The organism is Streptomyces sp. NBC_01241, assembly GCF_041435435.1.
In the GTDB taxonomy this organism is placed as follows: domain Bacteria; phylum Actinomycetota; class Actinomycetes; order Streptomycetales; family Streptomycetaceae; genus Streptomyces.
On record NZ_CP108494.1, the window covers coordinates 2,844,273 to 2,863,598 of the forward strand.

The window sequence follows — 19,326 nt, forward strand, 5'->3', positions numbered from 1 at the left end:
GGGACCGGCCTCGCACCGGTCCGCGCTACCCGCTGGGCAGTGGCCAGACGTACGGTCCCTCGGGGTCGTCCAGCCAGGCCCACTGCCGCCCGTTCTGGACCGTGATGCCGAACCTCTCCCGTTCGGGACGGCGCTCGCGCTGCCACAGGGCGAGGGCCTCGCGCGGGTCGAGGGCGGCCCCGGTCAGCGTCAGCAGGAACCGGAAGAGCTGGTTCTCGCTGACGCGCCGGGGCAGGGTACCGAGGCGTGGGCGCCGCACGGGCCCCGGCAGTGTGCCGCGCAGCGGTACGAAGTACGCGGGCGTGTGCAGGAACCGGCCCTCGGCGTACCTGCCGTGTTCCCCTTCGCTCACCCGGAGCGCGATCAGTCCGGTGGCGAACGGTGCCAGTATCCGCGCGTCCGTCACGCACTGGTCCAGCCAGACCTGCGGTACGCACGGCAGGGTGCAGGTCACGATGATCCGGTGGTACGGGCCGCGCGGGGGCCAGCCCCGTGTCCCGTCCCCGGTGATCACCGCCGGGCGGTACCCGGCCGCCGCCAGATGCCGGCGGGCCGACTCGGTGATCTCCGGGTCGAGGTCGACGGTGGTCACGGCGTCGTCGCCGAGCCGGTGCGAGAGCAGTGCCGCGTTGTAGCCGCTGCCCGCGCCGATCTCCAGGACCCGCTGCCCGTCCCGTACGTCCAGCTCTTCGAGCATCCGCGCCATCAGCGACGGCTGGCTGCACGAAGAGATCAACTCCCCGTCCCGGATCCGGGTGGCCACGGCCCCGTCCGTGTACGCCCCGCGCAGCCACTGGGCCCGCCTGACCGGGTCGGGGTCCTCGCACCACAGGCGGTCCGCTCCGCCACCGGCGTAGTAGTACGGCACGAACAGATGCCGCGGCACCTCCTCGAACGCGGCCCGCCATGCCGGGTCGGTCAGCCCCCCGCCGGCCACGATCCCGCGCACCATCGCCCACCGCTCCTCGGCGGCGGCCGTGGCGAAGGGATCCGGGCGTGCGTCGTCCATACCTCCACCTTCCTGCGCCCCGGGCCCCGGGGCCAGGAACCGGGCCGGGTTCGGATGGCGAGTGTCCGGCAGTGGAGGTCCGGCGGCGGAGGTCCCGTGGCCGGAGTCCGCGGTCCGGGGTCCTAGGACTCAGGTCCTCGGCCGGTGCGTCTGCGACGATGGACGGGTGACTGAGATTCCGCACGACACGCTGCAGGAGCAGACCTTCTACGAGCAGGTCGGCGGCGAGGAGACTTTCCGGCGCCTGGTGCACCGCTTCTACCAGGGGGTTGCCGAGGACCCGCTGCTCCGGCCGATGTATCCGGAGGAGGATCTGGGCCCGGCCGAGGAGCGGTTCAGGCTGTTCCTCATACAGTACTGGGGCGGGCCCCGGACCTACAGCGAGCAGCGCGGACACCCGCGGCTGCGGATGCGGCACGTCCCGTTCCGGGTGGACCGGGCCGCGCACGACGCGTGGCTGAGCCACATGCGGGTCGCCCTCGAAGAGCTCGGCCTGAAGCCGGAGCACGAGCGGCAGTTGTGGGACTACCTCACGTATGCCGCCGCCTCGATGGTGAACACCGAGGGCTGAGGTCCGTTCCGGCCGCTCGCGGCACACGGTGCGGCGGGAGGCGGGCTGCCGGGGGCTGATCACGTCCCTGGCGGGCCGGCGGTTCGGCCGGCCCGGTGCGCGGTCCTGCTCAGCCCGCGCCGACCGACACGGCGAGCGTGCCGAGCCCGGTGCCCGGGCCGCGCAGGGCGATCGAGCCGTACGGGGTGCGCAGCCGCAGCCAGGATCCGGCCGTGAGCAGGGCGACCGGGAAGTCGGGCGACGGGCGGAGGAAGCCGAGGGACTGGGCGGCGTGGACGGCCCGCAACGGAAGTTCGGTGCGTCCGACCGCGCGTGACCAGATCTCGCGGCCGATCAGGTCCCTCTCCGCCCGGGTACGGCGCTCCTCGGGCAGCGCCTCGTCGCGGGAGCGGAACTCCGCCACCGCGGCGATGACCGCCGTGCGCAGAGTGACGGGACCGGGCAGGCCCGGCAGTTCGCGCCAGCCGCCGCGGGGCGGGAGGACACCCGTCCACGGCGGCCCGGTGACGGGTGCGGGCAGAGCACCCGAACCTGCTGCCACCGCGCCCTCGACATCGAGGGATTCGAGGAGTTCACCGGCGGACACCGTGACGTCGAACTCATGCGATCCGGTCAGCTGGGCCGCCCGGATCGCCAGGACCTCGAACGACGGCGGCCTGCCGAACACGGCCAGCGCACCGCCGCCCGCCTGCATCCGGACCGCCGCGGCCCGGTCGTAGTGGAGCAGCCGGCCGAGGAAGGCCGCGAGATCCGCGGCCTCCCTCGTGTCGGCGAACTCCAGCGACCGTACGGGCACCGTCATGCTGCGGCGGGCTCCTCGGCCAGGTACTGCTGGAGGAAGAGCTTCTCCTCGGCAGAGATCCGCCGGGGCCGCTCCTCGGCCAGGTCGTAGGGCACGACGACGGTCGAGGCCCGGACGTACACCTGTTCCGGGTCCTTGATCTCGTACGCGATCGTCAGCGACGCGGCGCCGATCTTCGTGACCCACGACTCGACGGTCACCGGCTCGTGCCGGTGGACCAGCGGACGCACGTAGTCGATCTCGTGCCGGGCCACGACGGACCCGCCCGAGAAGGATGGCGAGCCGTCCCCCGGCGCCAGCCGGAACATGAAGTCGATGCGCGCCTCCTCCAGATAGCGGAGGAAGACCACGTTGTTGACGTGGCCGAAGGCATCCATGTCCGACCAGCGCAGCGGGCAGCTGTAGATGTGACGTGCCAAGACGATCAGCCTCGCGTGAGCTTCTTGTACGTGGCACGGTGCGGGCGGGCCGCGTCGGCGCCGAGGCGGTCGACCTTGTTCTTCTCGTACGACTCGAAGTTGCCCTCGAACCAGTACCACTTGGAGTCGCCCTCGTACGCCAGGATGTGCGTGGCGACGCGGTCCAGGAACCAGCGGTCGTGGGAGATGACCACAGCGGCGCCCGGGAACTCCAGGAGGGCGTTCTCCAGCGAGGACAGGGTCTCGACGTCGAGGTCGTTGGTGGGCTCGTCGAGGAGCAGCAGGTTGCCGCCCTCCTTGAGCGTCAGCGCCAGGTTGAGGCGGTTGCGCTCACCACCGGACAGGACGCCGGCCGCCTTCTGCTGGTCCGGGCCCTTGAAGCCGAACGCGGAGACGTACGCCCGCGAGGGCATCTCGACCTGGCCGACGTTGATGTAGTCCAGCTCGTCCGAGACGACGGCCCAGAGGGACTTCTTCGGGTCGATGTTGGCGCGGGACTGGTCGACGTAGGAGATCTTGACCGTGTCACCGACCTTGACGGAGCCGGTGTCGGGGGTCTCCAGGCCCTGGATCATCTTGAACAGCGTGGTCTTGCCCGCGCCGTTCGGACCGATGACGCCGACGATGCCGTTGCGCGGCAGCGTGAACGACAGATCGTCGATGAGGACCTTGTCACCGAAGGCCTTCGAGAGGTTCTCGACCTCGACGACGATGGAACCGAGCCGCGGGCCCGGCGGAATCTGGATCTCCTCGAAGTCCAGCTTCCGCATCTTGTCCGCCTCGGCCGCCATCTCCTCGTAACGGGCGAGACGGGCCTTGGACTTGGTCTGCCGGCCCTTGGCGTTGGAGCGGACCCACTCCAGCTCTTCCTTGAGCCGCTTGGCGCGCTTCTCGTCCTTGCGGCCCTCGACCTTGAGGCGGGTGGCCTTCTTGTCGAGGTACGTGGAGTAGTTGCCTTCGTAGGGCAGGGCGCGGCCGCGGTCGAGCTCCAGGATCCACTCGGCGACGTTGTTCAGGAAGTAACGGTCGTGGGTGACCGCGACCACGGCGCCCGCGTACTTGGAGAGGTGCTGCTCCAGCCAGTTCACCGACTCGGCGTCGAGGTGGTTGGTGGGCTCGTCAAGGAGGAGCAGGTCCGGGGCCTCGATGAGGAGCTTGCAGAGCGCGACGCGGCGCTTCTCGCCACCGGAGAGGTTGACGACCGACCAGTCGCCGGGCGGGCAGCCCAGGGCGTCCATGGCCTGCTCCAGCTGTGCGTCCAGGTCCCACGCGTTGGCGTGGTCCAGGTCCTCCTGGAGCTTGCCCATCTCGTCCATCAGCGCGTCGGAGTAGTCGGTCGCCATGAGCTCGGCGACCTCGTTGAAGCGCTTGAGCTTGCCCATGATCTCGGCGGCGCCGTCCTGGACGTTCTCCAGGACCGTCTTCGACTCGTCGAGGTGCGGCTCCTGCATGAGGATGCCGACACTGAAACCGGGCGACAGGAACGCGTCACCGTTGGACGGCTGCTCCAGGCCCGCCATGATCTTCAGCACCGTGGACTTACCGGCGCCGTTGGGGCCCACGACACCGATCTTCGCGCCGGGCAGGAAGTTCAGGGTGACGTCATCGAGGATCACCTTGTCGCCGTGCGCTTTGCGCGTCTTGCGCATGGTGTAGATGTACTCAGCCAAGAGAAACCGTCCGGCTATCGATGTGTGGGCAGATACACCCCATCTTGCCTGACGTCCATCCCGGGACGGAAACCAGTCCGCTCCGCGGTACGCCCCGTCCCGGCCCCCGGCCACCGCGACCGGCGTCCTGCGGCATGCGACGGCCCCGGTACGCGGACGCGTACCGGGGCCGTCATCAGGCAGGCGTGACCGTCTGCCTGTCGTTCGTCACTCCACGATCACTGGCGTGATCCTGCCGCTCTCGCGACTACTGGGCGGAGGTCTGCGTCTGGCGCTTACGAAGGAGGAAGACCGCGCCGCCGCCGACGACGACGAGGGCGATCGCGACGCCCGCGATGACCGGGGTGGCGCTGGAGCCACCGGTCTCGGCGAGGTCACCCGAGCCGCCGGTCGAGCTGCCGCCGGTCGTGGCCGGGGCGGGCTTGTCACCGCCGGTCTGGGTGTCGGTGTCGGTGCCGCTGCCGCCGGTGCCGCTGCCGCTCGTCTTGCAGTCCAGGACGCCCTTGAACGTCTTGGTGAAGCCGCCAGGGCCGGTCACCGTGATGTCGTACGCCTGGTCCTCGGCGACCGGGACGGTCACGGTCTCGGACTTGCCCGCTTCGACGGTGTGCTCCGCCCCCGCCAGCTCGAAGGTGAACGCCTCGTCGCCCTGGTTGGCCGCGGTGACGTCCACGCCGCCCTTGGCGCAGTTCTTCTTCGCCGACACGGCCGGGATCGCACCCTGCTTGGCCCAGGTCGCGTTGGCGGTCGCGGAGACCGTGGACACGCTGGAGCCGGCCAGGATCATGGTCTGGCTCTTGGTCACCCCGGCGAAGACCCGGCCGACCGGCACCGACGTGGTGGCCTGGACGGTCAGCGAGGCCGAGTCGTCGGTGGCGCCCGCCGGCACGTCGAAGTAGAGCTCGGCGCCGTCGGCCGCGACGGTCACGGGCTTGCCGCTCTTGTCGGTGACCTTGACGCCGCTGGCGGCGTCGGCGGGCGGGGTCACGGAGGCCTGGCCCGCGTTGGTGTGGACGGTGACCGGACCGAGCCGCTCACCGGACTTGCCGGAGACCGCGGCCGGGTCCAGAGCGAGGGACGCCTTGGGCTCGGCCTGGTCGACGGCGTTGTGCTCCAGCCAGTCGGCGAGCTTCTCCGCCTGGCCGTCGGTCGCGTCGACATCCGCGTTGTCCGAGTAGCGCCAGATGGCGACCTGGGTGCCAGCCGCCGCGGTCTTCTCGGTGAGCGGTCCCGTGCCGGCCTGCTTGGCGAGCGCGGCGAGGTCGTCGACCTGCGGGTAGGAGTGCTCCAGGATCCAGCGGATCTTGCCCGCGTTCTTGTTGCTGCCGAGCGAGGTCTGGTCCCAGGGGGTCTCCAGGTACTTCGCCTGGTTCTGGGTGGGGTTGTTGATGTCGATGCAGTACGTCTTGAGCTTGCCGCCGCCGTCGACGGTCATCTCGAAGAGTCCGGCGGGCAGCGTCTGATTCCTGCCGCCCGCGTGGAGCACGGCGCGGTCGTAGGTCTTCAACCCGTCCAGGACCGCGGCCGCGCCACCTTGATGCTGCGGCGCCTCGTCGGCGACCGCACTGCCCGCGCCGACAAGGGCGCCTGCCATGACCAGACCGGATGCCATCACCGACGCGGCCAGCCGGGCCATGCCCCGCCGCCGTGGAGTACGGGTCGTCTCCATGGACGACGAAACGGTCGCTGAAGAAGCAGAAAACACAGAATTCCCCTCCGGGCGAGACCCTCCGCGCCTGATGCGCGTGTGGGGACTGTCTCGCCAGTCGACTCAAGTACCCCGTGAGTACGGGGGAATCCTAAGGAGGAAGAGATGAACAATCCCCCCTCATACCGTCGTACAACCATTCCGAATCGGAATCGTTATCGCCGGTATCGCGCGCGGCGCCTCGACACCGTCCCGATCCGACTTCCCGTCAGATCCGTCTCCTCGCTCTCGTCCGGTCACGACACCGACGCAAGTTCCTTACCGCGCTTCTGACGCACCGTCGGCCGCCGCACCCGCTGTCGACCGACCCGGTCGGCCTGTTCGGACTGCTCGGACTGCTCGACCCGCTCGGACTGTTCGCCCCCTCCTTCCCGCTCGTCCCCCTCGGCCCGTGCCGCTTCGCGCGAACCACCCGACCGCGCCTCGCTCACCTCCTGTGCTTCCCGCGTCTCCCGCGCCGGGCCACCCGACCAGTCCGGCTCGTCCGAGCGCCCCGGTCCGTCGCCCCGGTCCAACGCACCGTCCACACTCCCCCGGCGCGCCACCGACCTCGGATCGCCTTTCGTCACGCGCCGGAACGCCGCCGTTCCCCGGGTCAGATCGTGTCCCACCGCGACCGCCTCGATGTCCACGAACGTCCTGCGCAGGCCTTCCCGTTCCTCCTCGCGCACCTTCAACCTGCCGTGCACGACCAGGGGTTCTCCGATGGAGACGGAACCGGACAGATTCGTCGCCAGAGACCGCCAGGCCCACACCGTGTAGAAACTGGTGTGTCCGTCCGTCCAGAACTGTTTCTCGCGGTCCCATCGGCGCGGCGTCACCGCGAACCGGAATCGCGCCATTCCGCCGGTCGCGGTCTCCCTGAATTCCACGCCCGTCGCCGCGTTGCCCACCAGTGTCACCAAGGTGTCGTTCATGACTCCGCCTCCCCTTCGGACTGCGATTCCCGTGCCCGCACCCGCGCGGTCACAGATCCCAGGTTGAAGGAGAGGCGGAATTCCCGCTGAGGCCTGTGGACTACCGGACAGTTGTGGAAAACTCCGTCACCGCCACGTACCGCTCCCGCACTTCGCGGTACCGCACGAGCTCCGCCGCCACCGGATCGAGCACCCGCGCCCGGCCGCAGGCCGCCGCCGCCTCGCGCAACTGCCGCTCGGCCTCCTGCCCGTACCGTCGCGCCGGTCCCCGCGCCGCGGCCGCACACGACCACTCCACCAACGGCCCGCCGACGACCCCGGCCAGCATCACCAGGGCGGGCGTGAGGAATCCCGGTTCGAGCACGCCGACGATCTGGCCGACCAGCCAGAGCGCGCCGAAGATCTGCAGCAGCGTCATCGACGCCTGCGCCAGCACCGCGGCGGGCCACCACCGGGGCCGCGGTGGCTTCCCGCCCACGCGACCGCTGTGCGCCACACCGGAGGCCCCAGCCACCCGCGTCGCCATCACCGTCGAACCCCCCTGACCGATCCCCCCCTGCGCCGCGCCGCCGCCGGAACCGCCCGTACCGCCACCCGGGGAGGAGCTCGCCGGCCGCTCCCGTCCCTCGTCCCTGCCGGCCTTCTCCACCAGTTCGTCGAGCGCCTCCGGCAGCCCGTCCGCACCGTTCACCGCGGCCTCCCGGACGGCCTGCGCCCAGGGACCGGGCAGCCCGTCGGCGGCCTCGTCCGCCACGGTCCGTACCGCCTGTTCGACGCGTTGCCGGGCGGTCAGCTCCTCCTCGACGGGCGCGGGCAGCGCGGGGCACTCCAGGCTTCCCGGCCGCCGGGCGGACTCATACCAGCGCCACAGCCGCAGCCATGGCGTGCGGCATGCCCGTCCGGCGTTCCTGCGCCACTCGCGCTCGGCGGCCTGGCCCGCCGCGGCCGCTCCGACCGCTTCCGCGAGCCGGTCGGCGAACTCCTCTCGGGCCCGCTCGCCGAGTCCGGGCCGCCCCTCGGCGACGTACACGGGACGGAGCCGGGCGGCGGCGGCGTCCACATCCGCGGAGAGTCGGCGCGCGGCCGCCGTGCGCTCCTGGACGAAGCGGCCGAGCACCTCGCGCAGTTCGCCCACGCCGTCGCCGGTGAGCGCGGACAGGGACATGACGGTGGCGCCCGGTTCGCCGTGTTCGCCGAGCGCCATGCCGTCCTCGTCGAGCAGCCGGCGCAGATCGTCGAGTACCTGGTCGGCGGCGTCGCCGGGCAGCCGGTCGATCTGGTTGAGGACGACGAAGGTGACCTCGGCGTGCCCGGCGAGCGGCCTCAGGTAGCGCTCGTGCAGGGCCGCGTCCGCGTACTTCTCCGGGTCGACGACCCAGATCACCGCATCGACCAGTGCGAGCACCCGGTCGACCTGCTCACGGTGTCCGGGCGCCGCCGAGTCGTGGTCGGGCAGGTCGACGAGGACAAGGCCCTGGAGCGCCTCGTCGGCGTCCGTGCCGCCCTGCTGCGGCCTGCGCCTGAGCCGTCCGGGAATGGCGAGCCGGTCCAGGAGTCCGGCGGCCCCGTCGGTCCAGGAGCAGGCGATGGGAGCGGCGGTCGTCGGCCTGCGCAGCCCGGTCTCGGAGATCTGGACGCCCGCGAGAGAGTTGAAGAGGGCCGATTTTCCGCTGCCGGTCGCTCCGGCGATGGCGACGACGGTGTGCCGGGAGGAGAGCCGCCGACGGGCCGCCGCTTCGTCGAGCACGCGTCCTGCTTCGGCGAGGGTGGCCCCGTCGAGCCTGGCCCTGGACAGCCCGACGAGTTCACGCAGCGCGTCGAGCCGCGGCCGGAGCGGACCACCGGACGGTACGTACGCCTCGACCTGCGGCGTACGCACGTCGTCGTCCGCGGTCCCGGGCCCGGGATCCGCCTTCATGGCGGCGGCACGCCGGGCGATGAGCCCGTCGTTCCAGTCCCCGCCCGCCTCCGGCACGCGCGTCGGCCTGTCGGGCGTCCGGCCCGGGCGGTCGCTGTCCTCGTGAGGTGCGGGACTCTCGCCCCGGCCGGTCCCTTCGTCAATGACGGCAGTCATCGCTGCCACCTCTCCTTCTGCAGTACGGACAGAGCGGCGATGAGATCGGCCTGCGGCTCCGGGGCGACGTCAAGTGCGTCGAGCGGTGCGAGCCGCCGGTCGCGCTCGCCGTCCAGCACCCGGTCGAGGCAGTCGGTGAGCAGTTCGCCGCCCTTGTCACGCAGCCGCAGCGCGCCCTGGGCGCCGATCCGTTCGGCGAGCTGTTCTCCGGCGCCGCGGGTGCGGCGGCCGCCGAGCAGCGCGGCGGCCAGCAGCGCCGCCACCGTCTCGGTGTCGGGCGCGGCGTTGCGTTCGAGCCGGCGCACCTCTTCCTCCGCCAGTTCCTCCAGCACCCGCCACCACCGCCGTACGGCCATGGCGATCCGGCCCCGGATGTCCTCGGCGGGTCCCCATCCGCCGGCCTCCCGGCCGACGTCCTCGAAGCCGAACACCCCGGCCGCGGGTTCGCGCTGCCAGGTCGTGCGGATCTGTTCGTCGGCGGCGGCCACGGCGCACTGCAGGAGTGCGGCGAGACTCTCCACCAGCGCTTCGAGGAGTTCCTCGGAGGTGCTGTACAGCGGGTATCCGCGCCACCGGGTCCGGGCGTCCCCGGCGAGCACGCCGCCGTTTCGCAGCCGCCGCCGGACCCGGGCGCCCTCCGCGCAGTACGCGTCCTCGACGACACCGGTCAGCCGCACGGCCGCCGCGTACTGCGCCGCGACGGCCCCGGCCAGCGCGGGCATCCGTACGTTCAGCGAGTCGATGACCCCGGCCGCCGTACGCCCGACCGCCTGCTGGCGGGCCGCCGGGTCCTGGGCGCGGTGGCTGAGCCAGGCCCGCAGCGGGGCGACCGCGGTGGTGGGCAGCAGCCCGCTGCCGCCGCCGGCCGATTCGGGCAGCTCGGGAATGGTGAAGCGCGGCACCTCGCCGAGGCCCGCCTTGGTGAGCAGCGCTCCGTACTGCCGCGACACCTCGGCGATCACCTGGTGCGGCACCCGGTCGAGGACGGTGACGAGCGAGGCGTCGTACTCCTTGGCGGTACGCAGCAGATGCCACGGCACCGCGTCGGCGTACCGGGACGCCGTGGTCACCATCACCCACACGTCCGCGGCGCAGATCAACTCGGCGGCCAGCACCCGGTTCCGCACCAGGAGCGAGTCGATGTCGGGCGCGTCGAGCAGCGCGAGTCCGCGCGGCAGACCGGTCGCGGTCTCGACGCGCAGCGCGGTCCCGTCCTCCTCCCCGCTCCCGTCGAGCCCGTCGAGGTCGTCGCACCGGCCGGGTTCCCCGGAATCCTGGGGCGGCAGCCAGACCCTGGTGAGCTGCGGCAGTACGCGGCCCCCCGCGAACCAGTGGTGATCATCGGGGTGGCAGACGAGTACCGGCGTCCGGGTGGTCGGCCGCAGCACCCCGGCCTCGCTGACCAGCCGCCCCACGAGCGAATTGACGAGCGTCGACTTCCCGGCCCCGGTGGACCCACCGATCACCACGAGCAGCGGCGCTTCGGGGTCCCTGAGCCGGGGAAGCAGATAGTCGTCGAGCTGGGCGAGCAGCTCGCTCCGGGTCTGACGGGCCCGCGCGGCCCCCGGCAACGGAAGTGGAAGACGCACGGCAGCGACACGGTCGCGCAGGGCGGAAAGTGCGTCGATGAGCTGAGGCCGTACGTTCAAGGTCACCACATGCGAAGAATGCCCAATTTTGGCGCCTTTTTGAAGCGTATAGCCACCTCTGCGCGCCGGTTCTCCCCCTGGAAGGGAGTCGGGACAGAGGGGACGAGTGGGGCGCAGGCATAACGAGTGCACAACACCCGGGGCGCGAGGCGTCAAAAACGGTGCACGATCCCCACCCACCTGCGATTATCGGTTCGCTTCACCGAACCTCCACATCGTGCCACGCAGGTGAAGCAACCAGGACGAGGCGATCGGAGCCCTATCCTTGTCCCGGCAGGTCGCCGACCGGCCAGGCCCCAGGGCTCCAGGCCGGTCGAGGCCACCACCCGGCCCCCGTAGCTCAGTGGATAGAGCAGGCGCCTTCTAAGCGCTTGGCCGCAGGTTCGAGTCCTGCCGGGGGCGCACAGTCCGTACCCTCATGAGGCCCTCCGCATCGGAGGGCCTTTTCGCTGGCCGGGGGCACGTTGGCGAGCGCGCCGTAGAGACGGCGCAAGACCGGCGGATGCGCCGGCCCGGCCAGACCGGTGCGGTGGGCAGGGGCGTCTGTGGATGGGCCTATCTTGGCGCGTATGCAGTTCTACACAATCGGCCAGGCCGCCCGGCTCCTCGGTGTGAGCCCCGACACCGCGCGGCGCTGGGCCGACGCCGGCCGGGTGGTCACCCATCGGGACGAGGGCGGGCGACGGCTCATCGAGGGTAAGGACCTTGCCGTCTTCTCCGTGGAGCTGGCCAAGGGCGGTGGCGGTGAGGAGGACGCTTCGTACACCTCGGTCCGCAATGCCTTCCCTGGGATCGTCACCGCGGTGAAGCTCGGTGACGTCGCCGCCCAGGTGGAGATCCAGGCCGGCCCGCACCGGCTGGTGTCGCTGCTGACGCGGGAGGCCGTGGAGGAACTGGGGCTGGAGGTCGGGATGGAGGCCACTGCCCGGGTGAAGTCGACGAATGTGCACATCGACCGCGTCTGACCGGGAAACGGTGGCCTCCCCGGGCCTCACCCACGAGAGTCGGGCCAGGAGCAGCGCCGTCCGCGGCGGATGATCCGGGACGTCCGGCTCGTGCGTCGGCGACCGACGACAACGCGGCGAGGCGCGGTGCCGGGGCACGCGCGCCGGCCTGATCCGAACGAGAGGTGGGCCCCTCGGTGCCCAGTCGATGGGCGAGGCGGGCGTCCGGGTCGGGGGCGGACCCTCGTGCGGCACATGCCGGACGATCAGGACGCCCGTGGGTTCCGCCCGGCTCACAGGCCGCTCTTCGCCGTTGCCGTACGGGTATTGCCCGGTGTCACGCCCGCGGGGCGTAGCCACCGTCCACGCGAATCGCGTTGATGCCGCTGATGTGCCGGGCCCCGCAGCGGTCCTGGGGGAGGACGAGCTGCGCGCCGGCGCGGTCGAGCAAAGTGCCGTCGATCGTGGCGGCGAGCAGTACGCGCGCGCGGCCGAAGTCGGGGTCGATCTCCGCCCAGGACAGCAGGGCATGGTGGCCGTCCGCGCCGAACACCGCGATCAGGAAACGCAGGCGGTCCTTGCGGCGAGCGGGGTCGAAGACGGGACCGGCCGCCGACAGGACGTCGTGCAGGAGCGGCCCGGTGAAGCGGTGGTGCCGGATGCCGCTGGTGGCGCACTCGAAACTGACGTCGGCCTCGTGCTGCGGCCAGGCGAGCAGGTCGGGCACCGTCAGACGCGTCGGACGGATCAGATCGCCGGCGAGGGCGAATTCCGCCACCGTGTCCGCCACTACGGGGAACTGACTCACGGGCTACCACCTCCCGGATGCCCCTACCCGGATACCCATCCTGCACAAACGCACATGCCACCCCGGAAGATCAGAGATCCGGCTCATGCAAAGCAACAGAAGGCTTTCCCCTCGCATCTGCGGCAGTATGATCAGCGCATGCACACCTATCGGATCGGGGACGCGGCCGCCTTACTCGGCGTCAGTGCCGACACCGTGAGGCGTCTGGTCGACGGCGGGAAACTCACCGCCGAACGCGACGGGACCTGCCGCCGGATCATCCCCGGGCCGGCCCTCGCGGCCTACGCCCGGCGGTTGCACCGTACGGAGCGGGATTCCACCGGCTCCTCGGCCCGTCACCGCTTTTCCGGCATCGTCACCGACGTGACCCTCACAGACGTGTCGGCGCAGGTGGAAATCCAGGCCGGACCGTTCCGGGTGGTGGCGGTGGTCAGCCGCGAGTCGGCTGAGGAACTGAAGCCGGAGCCCGGCGTTCCGGCGGTTGCCGTGATCAAGCCGGCCAACGTGATCGTCGACAGACCGTAGATGTGTCCGTCAGGACCAGAGGGAGTGGACCCGTGATATCCCGTACCGCACGCCGGACCCTGCACATGACCGGTGCAGGCACCGCCGCGCTGCTGGCTCTGAGCGCCTGCTCCTCGTCCGACGATTCCTCGTCGGTGAAGTCGGACTCCTCCGCCTCGGCCGCCTCGTCGGACAAGCTGTCCGGCACGGTGACCGTGTTCGCCGCGGCCTCGCTGAAGGAGAGCTTCACGACCCTGGGCAAGGAGTTCGAGAAGCAACACCCGGGTACGAAGGTGACGTTCAGCTTCGGCGGCAGCGACTCTCTCGCCGCGAGCATCACCGGTGGCGCGCCGGCCGACGTCTTCGCCGCGGCCAGCCCCAAGACGATGAAGATCGTCACCGACGCGGGCGACGCCTCCGGCACGCCCGCCACCTTCGTTCGCAACCAGCTGGAGATCGCCACCCTGCCGGGCAACCCGGACAAGATCACCTCCCTCAAGGACCTCACCAAATCGAGCCTGAAGGTCGTGCTCTGCGACAAAGCGGTGCCGTGCGGCGCCGCCGCCCAGAAGGCCCTCGACGCCGGCAGCCTCAAGCTCACTCCGGTGTCGTACGAGCAGGACGTCAAGAGCGCCCTGACCAAGGTCGAGCTGAAGGAGGCCGACGCGGCGGTCGTGTACAGGACCGATGTGAAGGCGGCCGGTGACAAGGTGCAGGGCGTGGAGTTCCCCGAGTCGGCCGACGCGGTCAACGACTACCCGATCGCCCTGCTCAAGGACGCCCCCAACGCCGATGCCTCCAGGGCGTTCATCGCTCTGGTGCAGTCGGCCGAGGGCCAGAAGGTCCTGACCGGGGCCGGGTTCCTGAAGCCGTGACCTCGACCGTCAAGTCCGACGCCGCGCCCGGCGTCCTCGAGGGTGGGCCGCGGCGTCGGCGTGTCCGGGCGGGTGGCGGTCGCGGCGTACCGCTCCCGCTGCTCGTGCCCGCACTGATCGGCCTGGCGTTCCTGATCGTGCCGCTGATCGCCCTGCTCGTACGGGCCCCGTGGCGCAGCATGCCCGAGCAGCTGACCAGCGCCGAGGTGTGGCAGGCGCTCCAGCTGTCCCTGGTCTGCGCCACGGCGGCGACCGCGGTGAGTCTGGTCATCGGGGTGCCGCTGGCCTGGCTGCTGGCCCGGGTCGAGTTCCCCGGACGCGGCCTCGTCCGCGCTCTCGTCACACTCCCGCTCGTCCTGCCGCCGGTCGTTGGTGGCGTGGCGCTGCTGACGGCGCTCGGCCGCAACGGCATCGTCGGGCAGTGGCTGGACTCCTGGTTCGGCATCACCTTGCCGTTCACCACGGCGGGGGTCGTGGTCGCGGAGGCGTTCGTGGCCATGCCGTTCCTCGTCATCAGCGTCGAGGGCACCTTGCGGGCCGCCGACCCACGCTACGAGGAGGCGGCGACCACCCTGGGCGCGTCCCGCTTCACCGCGTTCCGCCGGGTCACACTCCCGCTGATCGCGCCGGGCATCGCGGCCGGCGCGGTCCTGGCGTGGGCCCGCGCGCTCGGCGAGTTCGGCGCGACCATCACCTTCGCCGGCAACTTCCCCGGCCGTACCCAGACCATGCCCCTCGCCGTCTACCTCGCCCTGCAGAGCGACCCGGAGGCGGCGATCGCCCTCAGCCTGGTGCTGCTGGCCGTGTCCATCGCGGTGCTGGCCGGACTGCGCGACCGTTGGATGACCGCCGGATGACCAGAACTCACGACCTTCGCACCGGCACGGCCCCGGACGGGCTCGACGCCCGCCTCGTGGTGGACCGCGGCGCCTTCCGCCTCGACGTGGCGCTGACCGTCGCGCCCGGCGAGGTGGTCGCCCTGCTCGGTCCGAACGGCGCCGGCAAGACCACGGCCCTGCGCGCGCTCGCCGGCCTGACACCGCTCACCGGCGGTCACCTACGGCTGGACGGCGCGACGCTGGAGCATACGCCGCCGGAGTCCCGCCCGGTCGGCGTCGTCTTCCAGGACTATCTGCTCTTCCCCCACCTGACCGCCCTGGACAACGTGGCGTTCGGGCCGCGCTGCCACGGGGCGACCAAGGCGGAGGCACGTGCGCAGGCCGCCGACTGGCTCGACCGCCTGGGTCTCACGGATCACGCCGGCGCCAAGCCTCGGCGGCTCTCCGGCGGCCAGGCGCAGCGCGTCGCCCTCGCCCGCGCCCTCGCCACCCACCCACGCCTGCTCCTCCTCGACGAGCCCCTCGCCGCCCTCGACGCCCGTACCCGCCTGGAGGTCCGCACCCAACTCCGGCGCCACCTGGCCGAGTTCGAAGCAGTCGCCGTACTCGTCACGCACGACCCGCTCGACGCCATGGTCCTCGCCGACCGCCTGGTCGTCGTCGAGCACGGCGAAGTCGTCCAGGAGGGCAGCCCGTCCGACATCGCCCGTCATCCCCGTACGGACTACATCGCGCAGCTCGTCGGCCTCAACCTCTACCGAGGTCACGCGGACGGCCACACGGTCCGCCTCGACACCGGTCCCGCCATCACCACCACGGAGGCCCTGTCCGGACCGGTCTTCATGGCGTTTCCCCCGAACGCGGTCACCCTCCACCGCAGCAGGCCCACCGGCTCCAGCGCCCGCAACCTCTGGCGCTGCGAGGTCGCCGGCCTGGAGACCCACGGCGACCGGATCCGCGCCGCCCTCACCGGCGATCTCCCCCTCGCCGCCGATCTCACCACGGTCGCCGCTGCCGAGCTCGACCTGCACCCGGGTGCGGAGGTCTGGGCGACGGTAAAGGCTACGCAGACCCACGCGTACCCCGCCTGAAGAACGCGCAGAATCCGGAGAGCGTCCACGACCTGCGAGGCGCCGCCTGCCTCATCCATCACAGATGCGATGGGTCCAACGCACGCCCCACCCGGTCCCGGCTACGGTGGGGCCACAGCAGGACCGAAACGTGACAACTCAACCCTTGTCTTCGTGAGGCGTTCCGCCATGAGCCTGAGCATTCCGGCTCCACGGTCGGCGTGGAGCCGGGCTTCTTCCGCCACCTGCCAGGGAGGACGGTCGGGCGCGCTGGGCCACGAGGGCGAGCACCTCGCGTTCTCCTACGCCGCAGGTGGCGCGTGCCCTGCCCTCCTGCCCCGGTATTCGGAACGGGTCAGCGGTTGAACGATGAACCCAGTTGTGCGTTCGTGCCCACCGTGCCCAGCGTTCCGTGGCTGAACGCGAACGAGCCCTTGGCCGTCACGCCGGAGGCCGTGGCCGGGAAGACCCACAGAGAACCTGCGTGGGTGTTCTCGCCGGGGGCGCCGACGGCCAGTTCGGTGCGGCCGTCACGGTTGGCGTCGACCAGCCTGACGGCGGCGCCGAACCTGTCGTTCGCCTCGGCCACCCCGGGGACGTTCGCCGTGTCCTGGTTGAAGCCCACCGTGCCCGTCCCGGTCGGGCCGGACGCGGTGCCGGGAAGGACCAGGACCGAACCCGCGTTCTTCGTCGTACCGAGGTCCTCGTAGGGCACGCCGACGGCGATGTCGCCGTAGCCGTCACCGTTCATGTCACCGATCGACAGCGACGCGCCGAATCCGTCGTGCACTTCGGCGACACCAGGGACACCGGCGCTGTCCTGGTTGAAGACCTTGGCCCGGTCGCCCCGCGGGCCGGTGGCACTGCCCGGTACGTAGGTGATCATGCCGCCCAGGGCGAGCGGATAGTCCAGATCGCTGTCGTAGCCCTCGATCGTGCGGCCCACGACGAGGTCGGCGTACTTGTCACCGTTGATGTGGCCGGCCGTGACGGTCTCGCCGCCCTGGAGGCGGTAGCCGTCCGCCCGTTTGACAACGGTGTACTTCTCGCTGAGGCCGGTGGCACCGCCGTTACGGACGAGGATGCGCCGGGCGTCGAGCTCGTAGTCGTCGTGGACGACGGCGGCCAGGTCGTCGCGGCCGTCGCCGTTGAAGTCGCCCGCCGCGAGGTCCAGGTACCGCAGATCGTCCATGTCGCGGATCACCCTGACGGCCGCCGCGCTGCCGTCGCGCTCGAACGGGCCGGACAGGATGTGCATACCGTTCATTCCGAGGGTGACGACGTCCATGGCTCCGTCGCCGTCGAAGTCTCCGACGGCTGCCTTGCCGCCGATCCCGTCATACAGTTGATTGCCCGTCAGGAGCGTCGCCCCACCCGACAGTCCGTGCGCGCCGCCCCAGATGACGGTGAGCGAACCGGCCGACTTGAATGAGCCGATCGCCTCCTTCGGCGCGCCGACCACGAGGTCGCTGTACCCGTCCCGGTCCAGATCGGCGGAGACCATCGAGCTGCCGAACGCGTCACCTGCCTCGGCGGTGTCCGGGATTCCGGGGGAGTCCTGGGTGAAGACCTGCCTGGTGGAGGTCTGCAGACCGCTCTTGGAGCCGTACACCACACCCGCGTACCCGGCCTTGGTCCTGCCCCCGGCGGTGGCACCGGGCGCGGTGAACGCCAGGTCCGGGTAGCCGTCCCCGTTGAAGTCGTCGCGTCGCGGGGTCGGGGCGGGCACGGCCCGCGTGGGGGTCGCGGAGGCTGTAGCGGGGGCGGACGTCGACGCCTGGGCGGCGGCGGGAAGGGTGATCACGGCGGTCGCCACGGTGATGGCAAGAACCACGGTGATTCCTGGAGTGCGGATTGCCACGTGGACTCCTTCGTTCGATCAGCGATGAGGGGGCGGTGCGGGACTCGGCGGGTTTCCGGGATGTACGGGAGTGCAGGGCCATGCGCCGCACCGGCACTTTGCAGACTCAGACCAGTGGTGCCGCCCGAGGGTTGCGTTCCCCCTGGACTGTCACAGCTCTTCCACCCCGAATCCCGGCGGAGGCCTGATCCGATCGTCCGTCACTTCGGCGCCCGGCACCCCGGCACTTCGGCACCCCGGCACCCCGGCACCCCGGCACCCCGGCACCCCGGCACCCGCGCCATGGTCGGAGCCATGCACGCCGACGAGGCGCAGCCCACCCGGCTCCTCCTGGACCGCTTCATCGTCGACGCCGGTCGCGCCGTGCCCCTGGAAGCGGTCTGGGCGCACGGCTCCCTCGCGCTGGGGGACTACCGGCCCGGCCGCAGCAACCTCGTCGCCCTCGTGAGCAGGGCCGTCACCGACGTACAGAGGCGGCAACTGAGCGTTGTCCACCGCGCGTTGACGGCAGACGTACCGATGGCCGCGAAGCTGCACTGCTCCTACGTCGTGCGGTCGGCCCGTCCGACGCCAGCGCCTCCTCGCAGGTCGGCTCCATCAACACACTGATCCAGCAACGCCAGGACGCGATCCTCGTCGCGGCGCAAGTACGTGAAGGACGGCACCGTCGAGCAGTTCTCGCTGTGGAACCCGGAGGAGCTCGGCCACCTCGGCGCGTACGCGGCCGCGGCGCCGGCGTCGGGGCAGATCAGCGGCGCGGAGGGCGAGAAGTTCAAGGCGGGCGAGCTGGGTGAGTACACGGTCGGCAAGGACGGCGAGGTCATCCTCGGCGAGCCGACCGTCTTCGACAGGAAGAACATCGACGGGTTCGACTTCTGAGCGAGCCCGGCATGATCCAATCGAAAGACCCCAGGAATTCCGCCTCATGCGACGCGTGGACGTACCCGCCCCCGCCGGTACGGGGGACGAGGCCGGGCCCGTTCGCCTACCCGGCCGCCACGGCCAGCAGGGCGAACGCGGCGAGGGACAGGGCCGTCCGGATCCGGTGGAGGGTGTTCCAGCGGGACTCGAACGCCTCGCGGGCCGCGCCGTCGTCACCGCCCTCGGACTCCGCGAGCGCCTTGTTCAGCGGGATGTTCCCGGCGATCGTGACCAGGTGGCTGCCGACCCCGCAGACCAGCGCCGCCACGGCGAGCGCCCGGACCGTACCGTCGTCGGCTCCGGCGACCGCGGCGGCCGGGAAGGCGATCACGCCGAGGAAGAGGGCCAGGAAGACCGGTCCCGGCACCTTCTCGTTGAAGCGGCGCATCGCGGCCGCGAACCGCTCGTCCGGCAGTGCGGCGATGCCGGGCATCACCGCTATCAGGAAGGTCAGCAGGAAGCCCGCGTAGAGGCCGGTCGTGATGACGCCGAGTGCGAGGAGCAGGGCGGGGAGAGAGGACATGGTGCACATCATGTCCTCGGCGGCCGGGCCGCACAGCCGGCTTTCGCAGGATCGCGCGGCCCGGTGGCGGAGGGTGGGCGGCGGGGCACGGACCGCAGGGCGGGGCACGGACCGCAGGGCGGGGCGCCCCGTTGCCCCTCCCCCGACCCCTCGGTCCCTCGG

At 71.3% G+C, this 19,326-nt stretch carries 17 protein-coding genes, 1 tRNA gene and 2 pseudogenes; 9 read left to right on the forward strand and 11 right to left on the reverse strand.

The features are described 5' to 3' along the window. Positions 1-25 precede the first annotated feature (25 nt). A complete protein-coding gene (locus OG306_RS12350; RefSeq protein ID WP_266746243.1) occupies positions 26-1,009 on the reverse strand; it encodes a methyltransferase domain-containing protein in 984 nt (327 codons plus the stop codon). Positions 1,010-1,175: 166 nt separating this feature from the next. On the opposite strand from OG306_RS12350, the gene OG306_RS12355 reads away from it, so the two are divergent. Continuing rightward, complete coding sequence (locus OG306_RS12355; RefSeq protein WP_266746244.1) at positions 1,176-1,580, forward strand: globin; 405 nt, start codon at positions 1,176-1,178, stop codon at positions 1,578-1,580. 109 nt (positions 1,581-1,689) lie between these two features. Here OG306_RS12355 and OG306_RS12360 read toward each other — a convergent pair whose 3' ends face one another. From OG306_RS12360 to OG306_RS12390, 7 genes and pseudogenes are all read right to left on the reverse strand, one after another. Next, on the reverse strand, positions 1,690-2,382 hold the full coding sequence (locus tag OG306_RS12360) for a hypothetical protein (RefSeq protein ID WP_266746245.1): 693 nt from the start codon (positions 2,380-2,382) through the stop codon (positions 1,690-1,692). Continuing rightward, positions 2,379-2,801 carry an acyl-CoA thioesterase gene (locus OG306_RS12365; protein WP_266746246.1) on the reverse strand — a complete coding sequence of 141 codons (423 nt, stop codon included), beginning with the start codon at positions 2,799-2,801 and terminating at the stop codon, positions 2,379-2,381. Before OG306_RS12365 ends, OG306_RS12360 begins: the two co-directional genes overlap by 4 nt. A gap of 5 nt (positions 2,802-2,806) precedes the next feature. Then, positions 2,807-4,471: an energy-dependent translational throttle protein EttA gene (gene ettA / locus OG306_RS12370; protein WP_266746247.1), complete on the reverse strand. Its 1,665-nt coding sequence runs from the start codon at positions 4,469-4,471 to the stop codon at positions 2,807-2,809. A gap of 247 nt (positions 4,472-4,718) precedes the next feature. Further along, on the reverse strand, positions 4,719-6,140 hold the full coding sequence (locus OG306_RS12375; protein WP_266746248.1) for an LAETG motif-containing sortase-dependent surface protein: 1,422 nt from the start codon (positions 6,138-6,140) through the stop codon (positions 4,719-4,721). 563 nt (positions 6,141-6,703) lie between these two features. Beyond that, positions 6,704-7,096, reverse strand: a pseudogene (locus tag OG306_RS12380) (single-stranded DNA-binding protein); the annotation flags it as partial. 100 nt (positions 7,097-7,196) lie between these two features. Then, positions 7,197-9,170, reverse strand: a complete 1,974-nt coding sequence (locus tag OG306_RS12385) for a GTPase (RefSeq protein ID WP_266906700.1) — start codon at positions 9,168-9,170, stop codon at positions 7,197-7,199. Continuing rightward, the gene (locus OG306_RS12390; RefSeq protein ID WP_266752179.1) at positions 9,167-10,819 is read right to left on the reverse strand and encodes an ATP-binding protein; all 1,653 of its coding nucleotides are present in this window, start codon (positions 10,817-10,819) and stop codon (positions 9,167-9,169) included. The genes OG306_RS12385 and OG306_RS12390 overlap by 4 nt, the downstream gene beginning before the upstream one ends. Before the next feature lie 329 nt (positions 10,820-11,148). On the opposite strand from OG306_RS12390, the gene OG306_RS12395 reads away from it, so the two are divergent. Beyond that, a tRNA-Arg gene (locus tag OG306_RS12395) sits at positions 11,149-11,221 on the forward strand. 167 nt (positions 11,222-11,388) lie between these two features. After that, positions 11,389-11,784, forward strand: a complete 396-nt coding sequence (locus tag OG306_RS12400) for a TOBE domain-containing protein (protein ID WP_266746251.1) — start codon at positions 11,389-11,391, stop codon at positions 11,782-11,784. Between the two features lie 316 nt (positions 11,785-12,100). Here OG306_RS12400 and OG306_RS12405 read toward each other — a convergent pair whose 3' ends face one another. Continuing rightward, positions 12,101-12,571, reverse strand: coding sequence for a molybdopterin-dependent oxidoreductase (locus tag OG306_RS12405; RefSeq protein ID WP_266746252.1), 471 nt, complete (start codon positions 12,569-12,571; stop codon positions 12,101-12,103). 138 nt (positions 12,572-12,709) lie between these two features. Here OG306_RS12405 and OG306_RS12410 point away from each other — a divergent pair, with 138 nt between their 5' ends. From OG306_RS12410 to OG306_RS12425, 4 genes are read left to right on the forward strand one after another with little or no spacing between them, the layout of a single operon-like run. After that, entirely contained in the window at positions 12,710-13,096 is a 387-nt protein-coding gene (locus OG306_RS12410; protein WP_266746253.1) for a TOBE domain-containing protein, read from the forward strand. 35 nt (positions 13,097-13,131) lie between these two features. Then, positions 13,132-13,950 carry a molybdate ABC transporter substrate-binding protein gene (modA, locus tag OG306_RS12415; protein WP_266752180.1) on the forward strand — a complete coding sequence of 273 codons (819 nt, stop codon included), beginning with the start codon at positions 13,132-13,134 and terminating at the stop codon, positions 13,948-13,950. Beyond that, positions 13,947-14,807 carry a molybdate ABC transporter permease subunit gene (gene modB / locus OG306_RS12420; protein ID WP_266746254.1) on the forward strand — a complete coding sequence of 287 codons (861 nt, stop codon included), beginning with the start codon at positions 13,947-13,949 and terminating at the stop codon, positions 14,805-14,807. The genes modA and modB overlap by 4 nt, the downstream gene beginning before the upstream one ends. Then, positions 14,804-15,880, forward strand: coding sequence for an ABC transporter ATP-binding protein (locus OG306_RS12425; protein ID WP_266746255.1), 1,077 nt, complete (start codon positions 14,804-14,806; stop codon positions 15,878-15,880). The genes modB and OG306_RS12425 overlap by 4 nt, the downstream gene beginning before the upstream one ends. A gap of 334 nt (positions 15,881-16,214) precedes the next feature. Here the strand turns inward: OG306_RS12425 and OG306_RS12430 are convergent, their stop codons facing one another. Next, entirely contained in the window at positions 16,215-17,720 is a 1,506-nt protein-coding gene (locus OG306_RS12430; RefSeq protein ID WP_371665278.1) for an FG-GAP and VCBS repeat-containing protein, read from the reverse strand. 294 nt (positions 17,721-18,014) lie between these two features. Here OG306_RS12430 and OG306_RS12435 point away from each other — a divergent pair, with 294 nt between their 5' ends. Together OG306_RS12435 and OG306_RS12440 are read left to right on the forward strand one after the other, a co-directional pair. Next, entirely contained in the window at positions 18,015-18,329 is a 315-nt protein-coding gene (locus OG306_RS12435; protein ID WP_266746257.1) for a hypothetical protein, read from the forward strand. 33 nt (positions 18,330-18,362) lie between these two features. Then, positions 18,363-18,599, forward strand: a pseudogene (locus OG306_RS12440) (rhamnose ABC transporter substrate-binding protein); the annotation flags it as partial. Positions 18,600-18,705: 106 nt separating this feature from the next. Here the strand turns inward: OG306_RS12440 and OG306_RS12445 are convergent. Further along, positions 18,706-19,164, reverse strand: a complete 459-nt coding sequence (locus OG306_RS12445) for a DUF1772 domain-containing protein (RefSeq protein ID WP_266746258.1) — start codon at positions 19,162-19,164, stop codon at positions 18,706-18,708. Between the last annotated feature and the right edge of the window lie 162 nt (positions 19,165-19,326).

Coding starts and splice junctions, on each gene's coding strand:
- OG306_RS12350 (WP_266746243.1), bottom strand. CDS start 1,009: ATGGACGACGCACGCCCGGATCCCTTCGCCACGGCCGCCGCCGAGGAG.
- OG306_RS12360 (WP_266746245.1), bottom strand. CDS start 2,382: ATGACGGTGCCCGTACGGTCGCTGGAGTTCGCCGACACGAGGGAGGCC.
- OG306_RS12375 (WP_266746248.1), bottom strand. CDS start 6,140: ATGGAGACGACCCGTACTCCACGGCGGCGGGGCATGGCCCGGCTGGCC.
- OG306_RS12385 (WP_266906700.1), bottom strand. CDS start 9,170: ATGACTGCCGTCATTGACGAAGGGACCGGCCGGGGCGAGAGTCCCGCA.
- OG306_RS12400 (WP_266746251.1), top strand. CDS start 11,389: ATGCAGTTCTACACAATCGGCCAGGCCGCCCGGCTCCTCGGTGTGAGC.
- OG306_RS12410 (WP_266746253.1), top strand. CDS start 12,710: ATGCACACCTATCGGATCGGGGACGCGGCCGCCTTACTCGGCGTCAGT.
- OG306_RS12425 (WP_266746255.1), top strand. CDS start 14,804: ATGACCAGAACTCACGACCTTCGCACCGGCACGGCCCCGGACGGGCTC.
- OG306_RS12435 (WP_266746257.1), top strand. CDS start 18,015: ATGCACGCCGACGAGGCGCAGCCCACCCGGCTCCTCCTGGACCGCTTC.
- OG306_RS12445 (WP_266746258.1), bottom strand. CDS start 19,164: ATGTCCTCTCTCCCCGCCCTGCTCCTCGCACTCGGCGTCATCACGACC.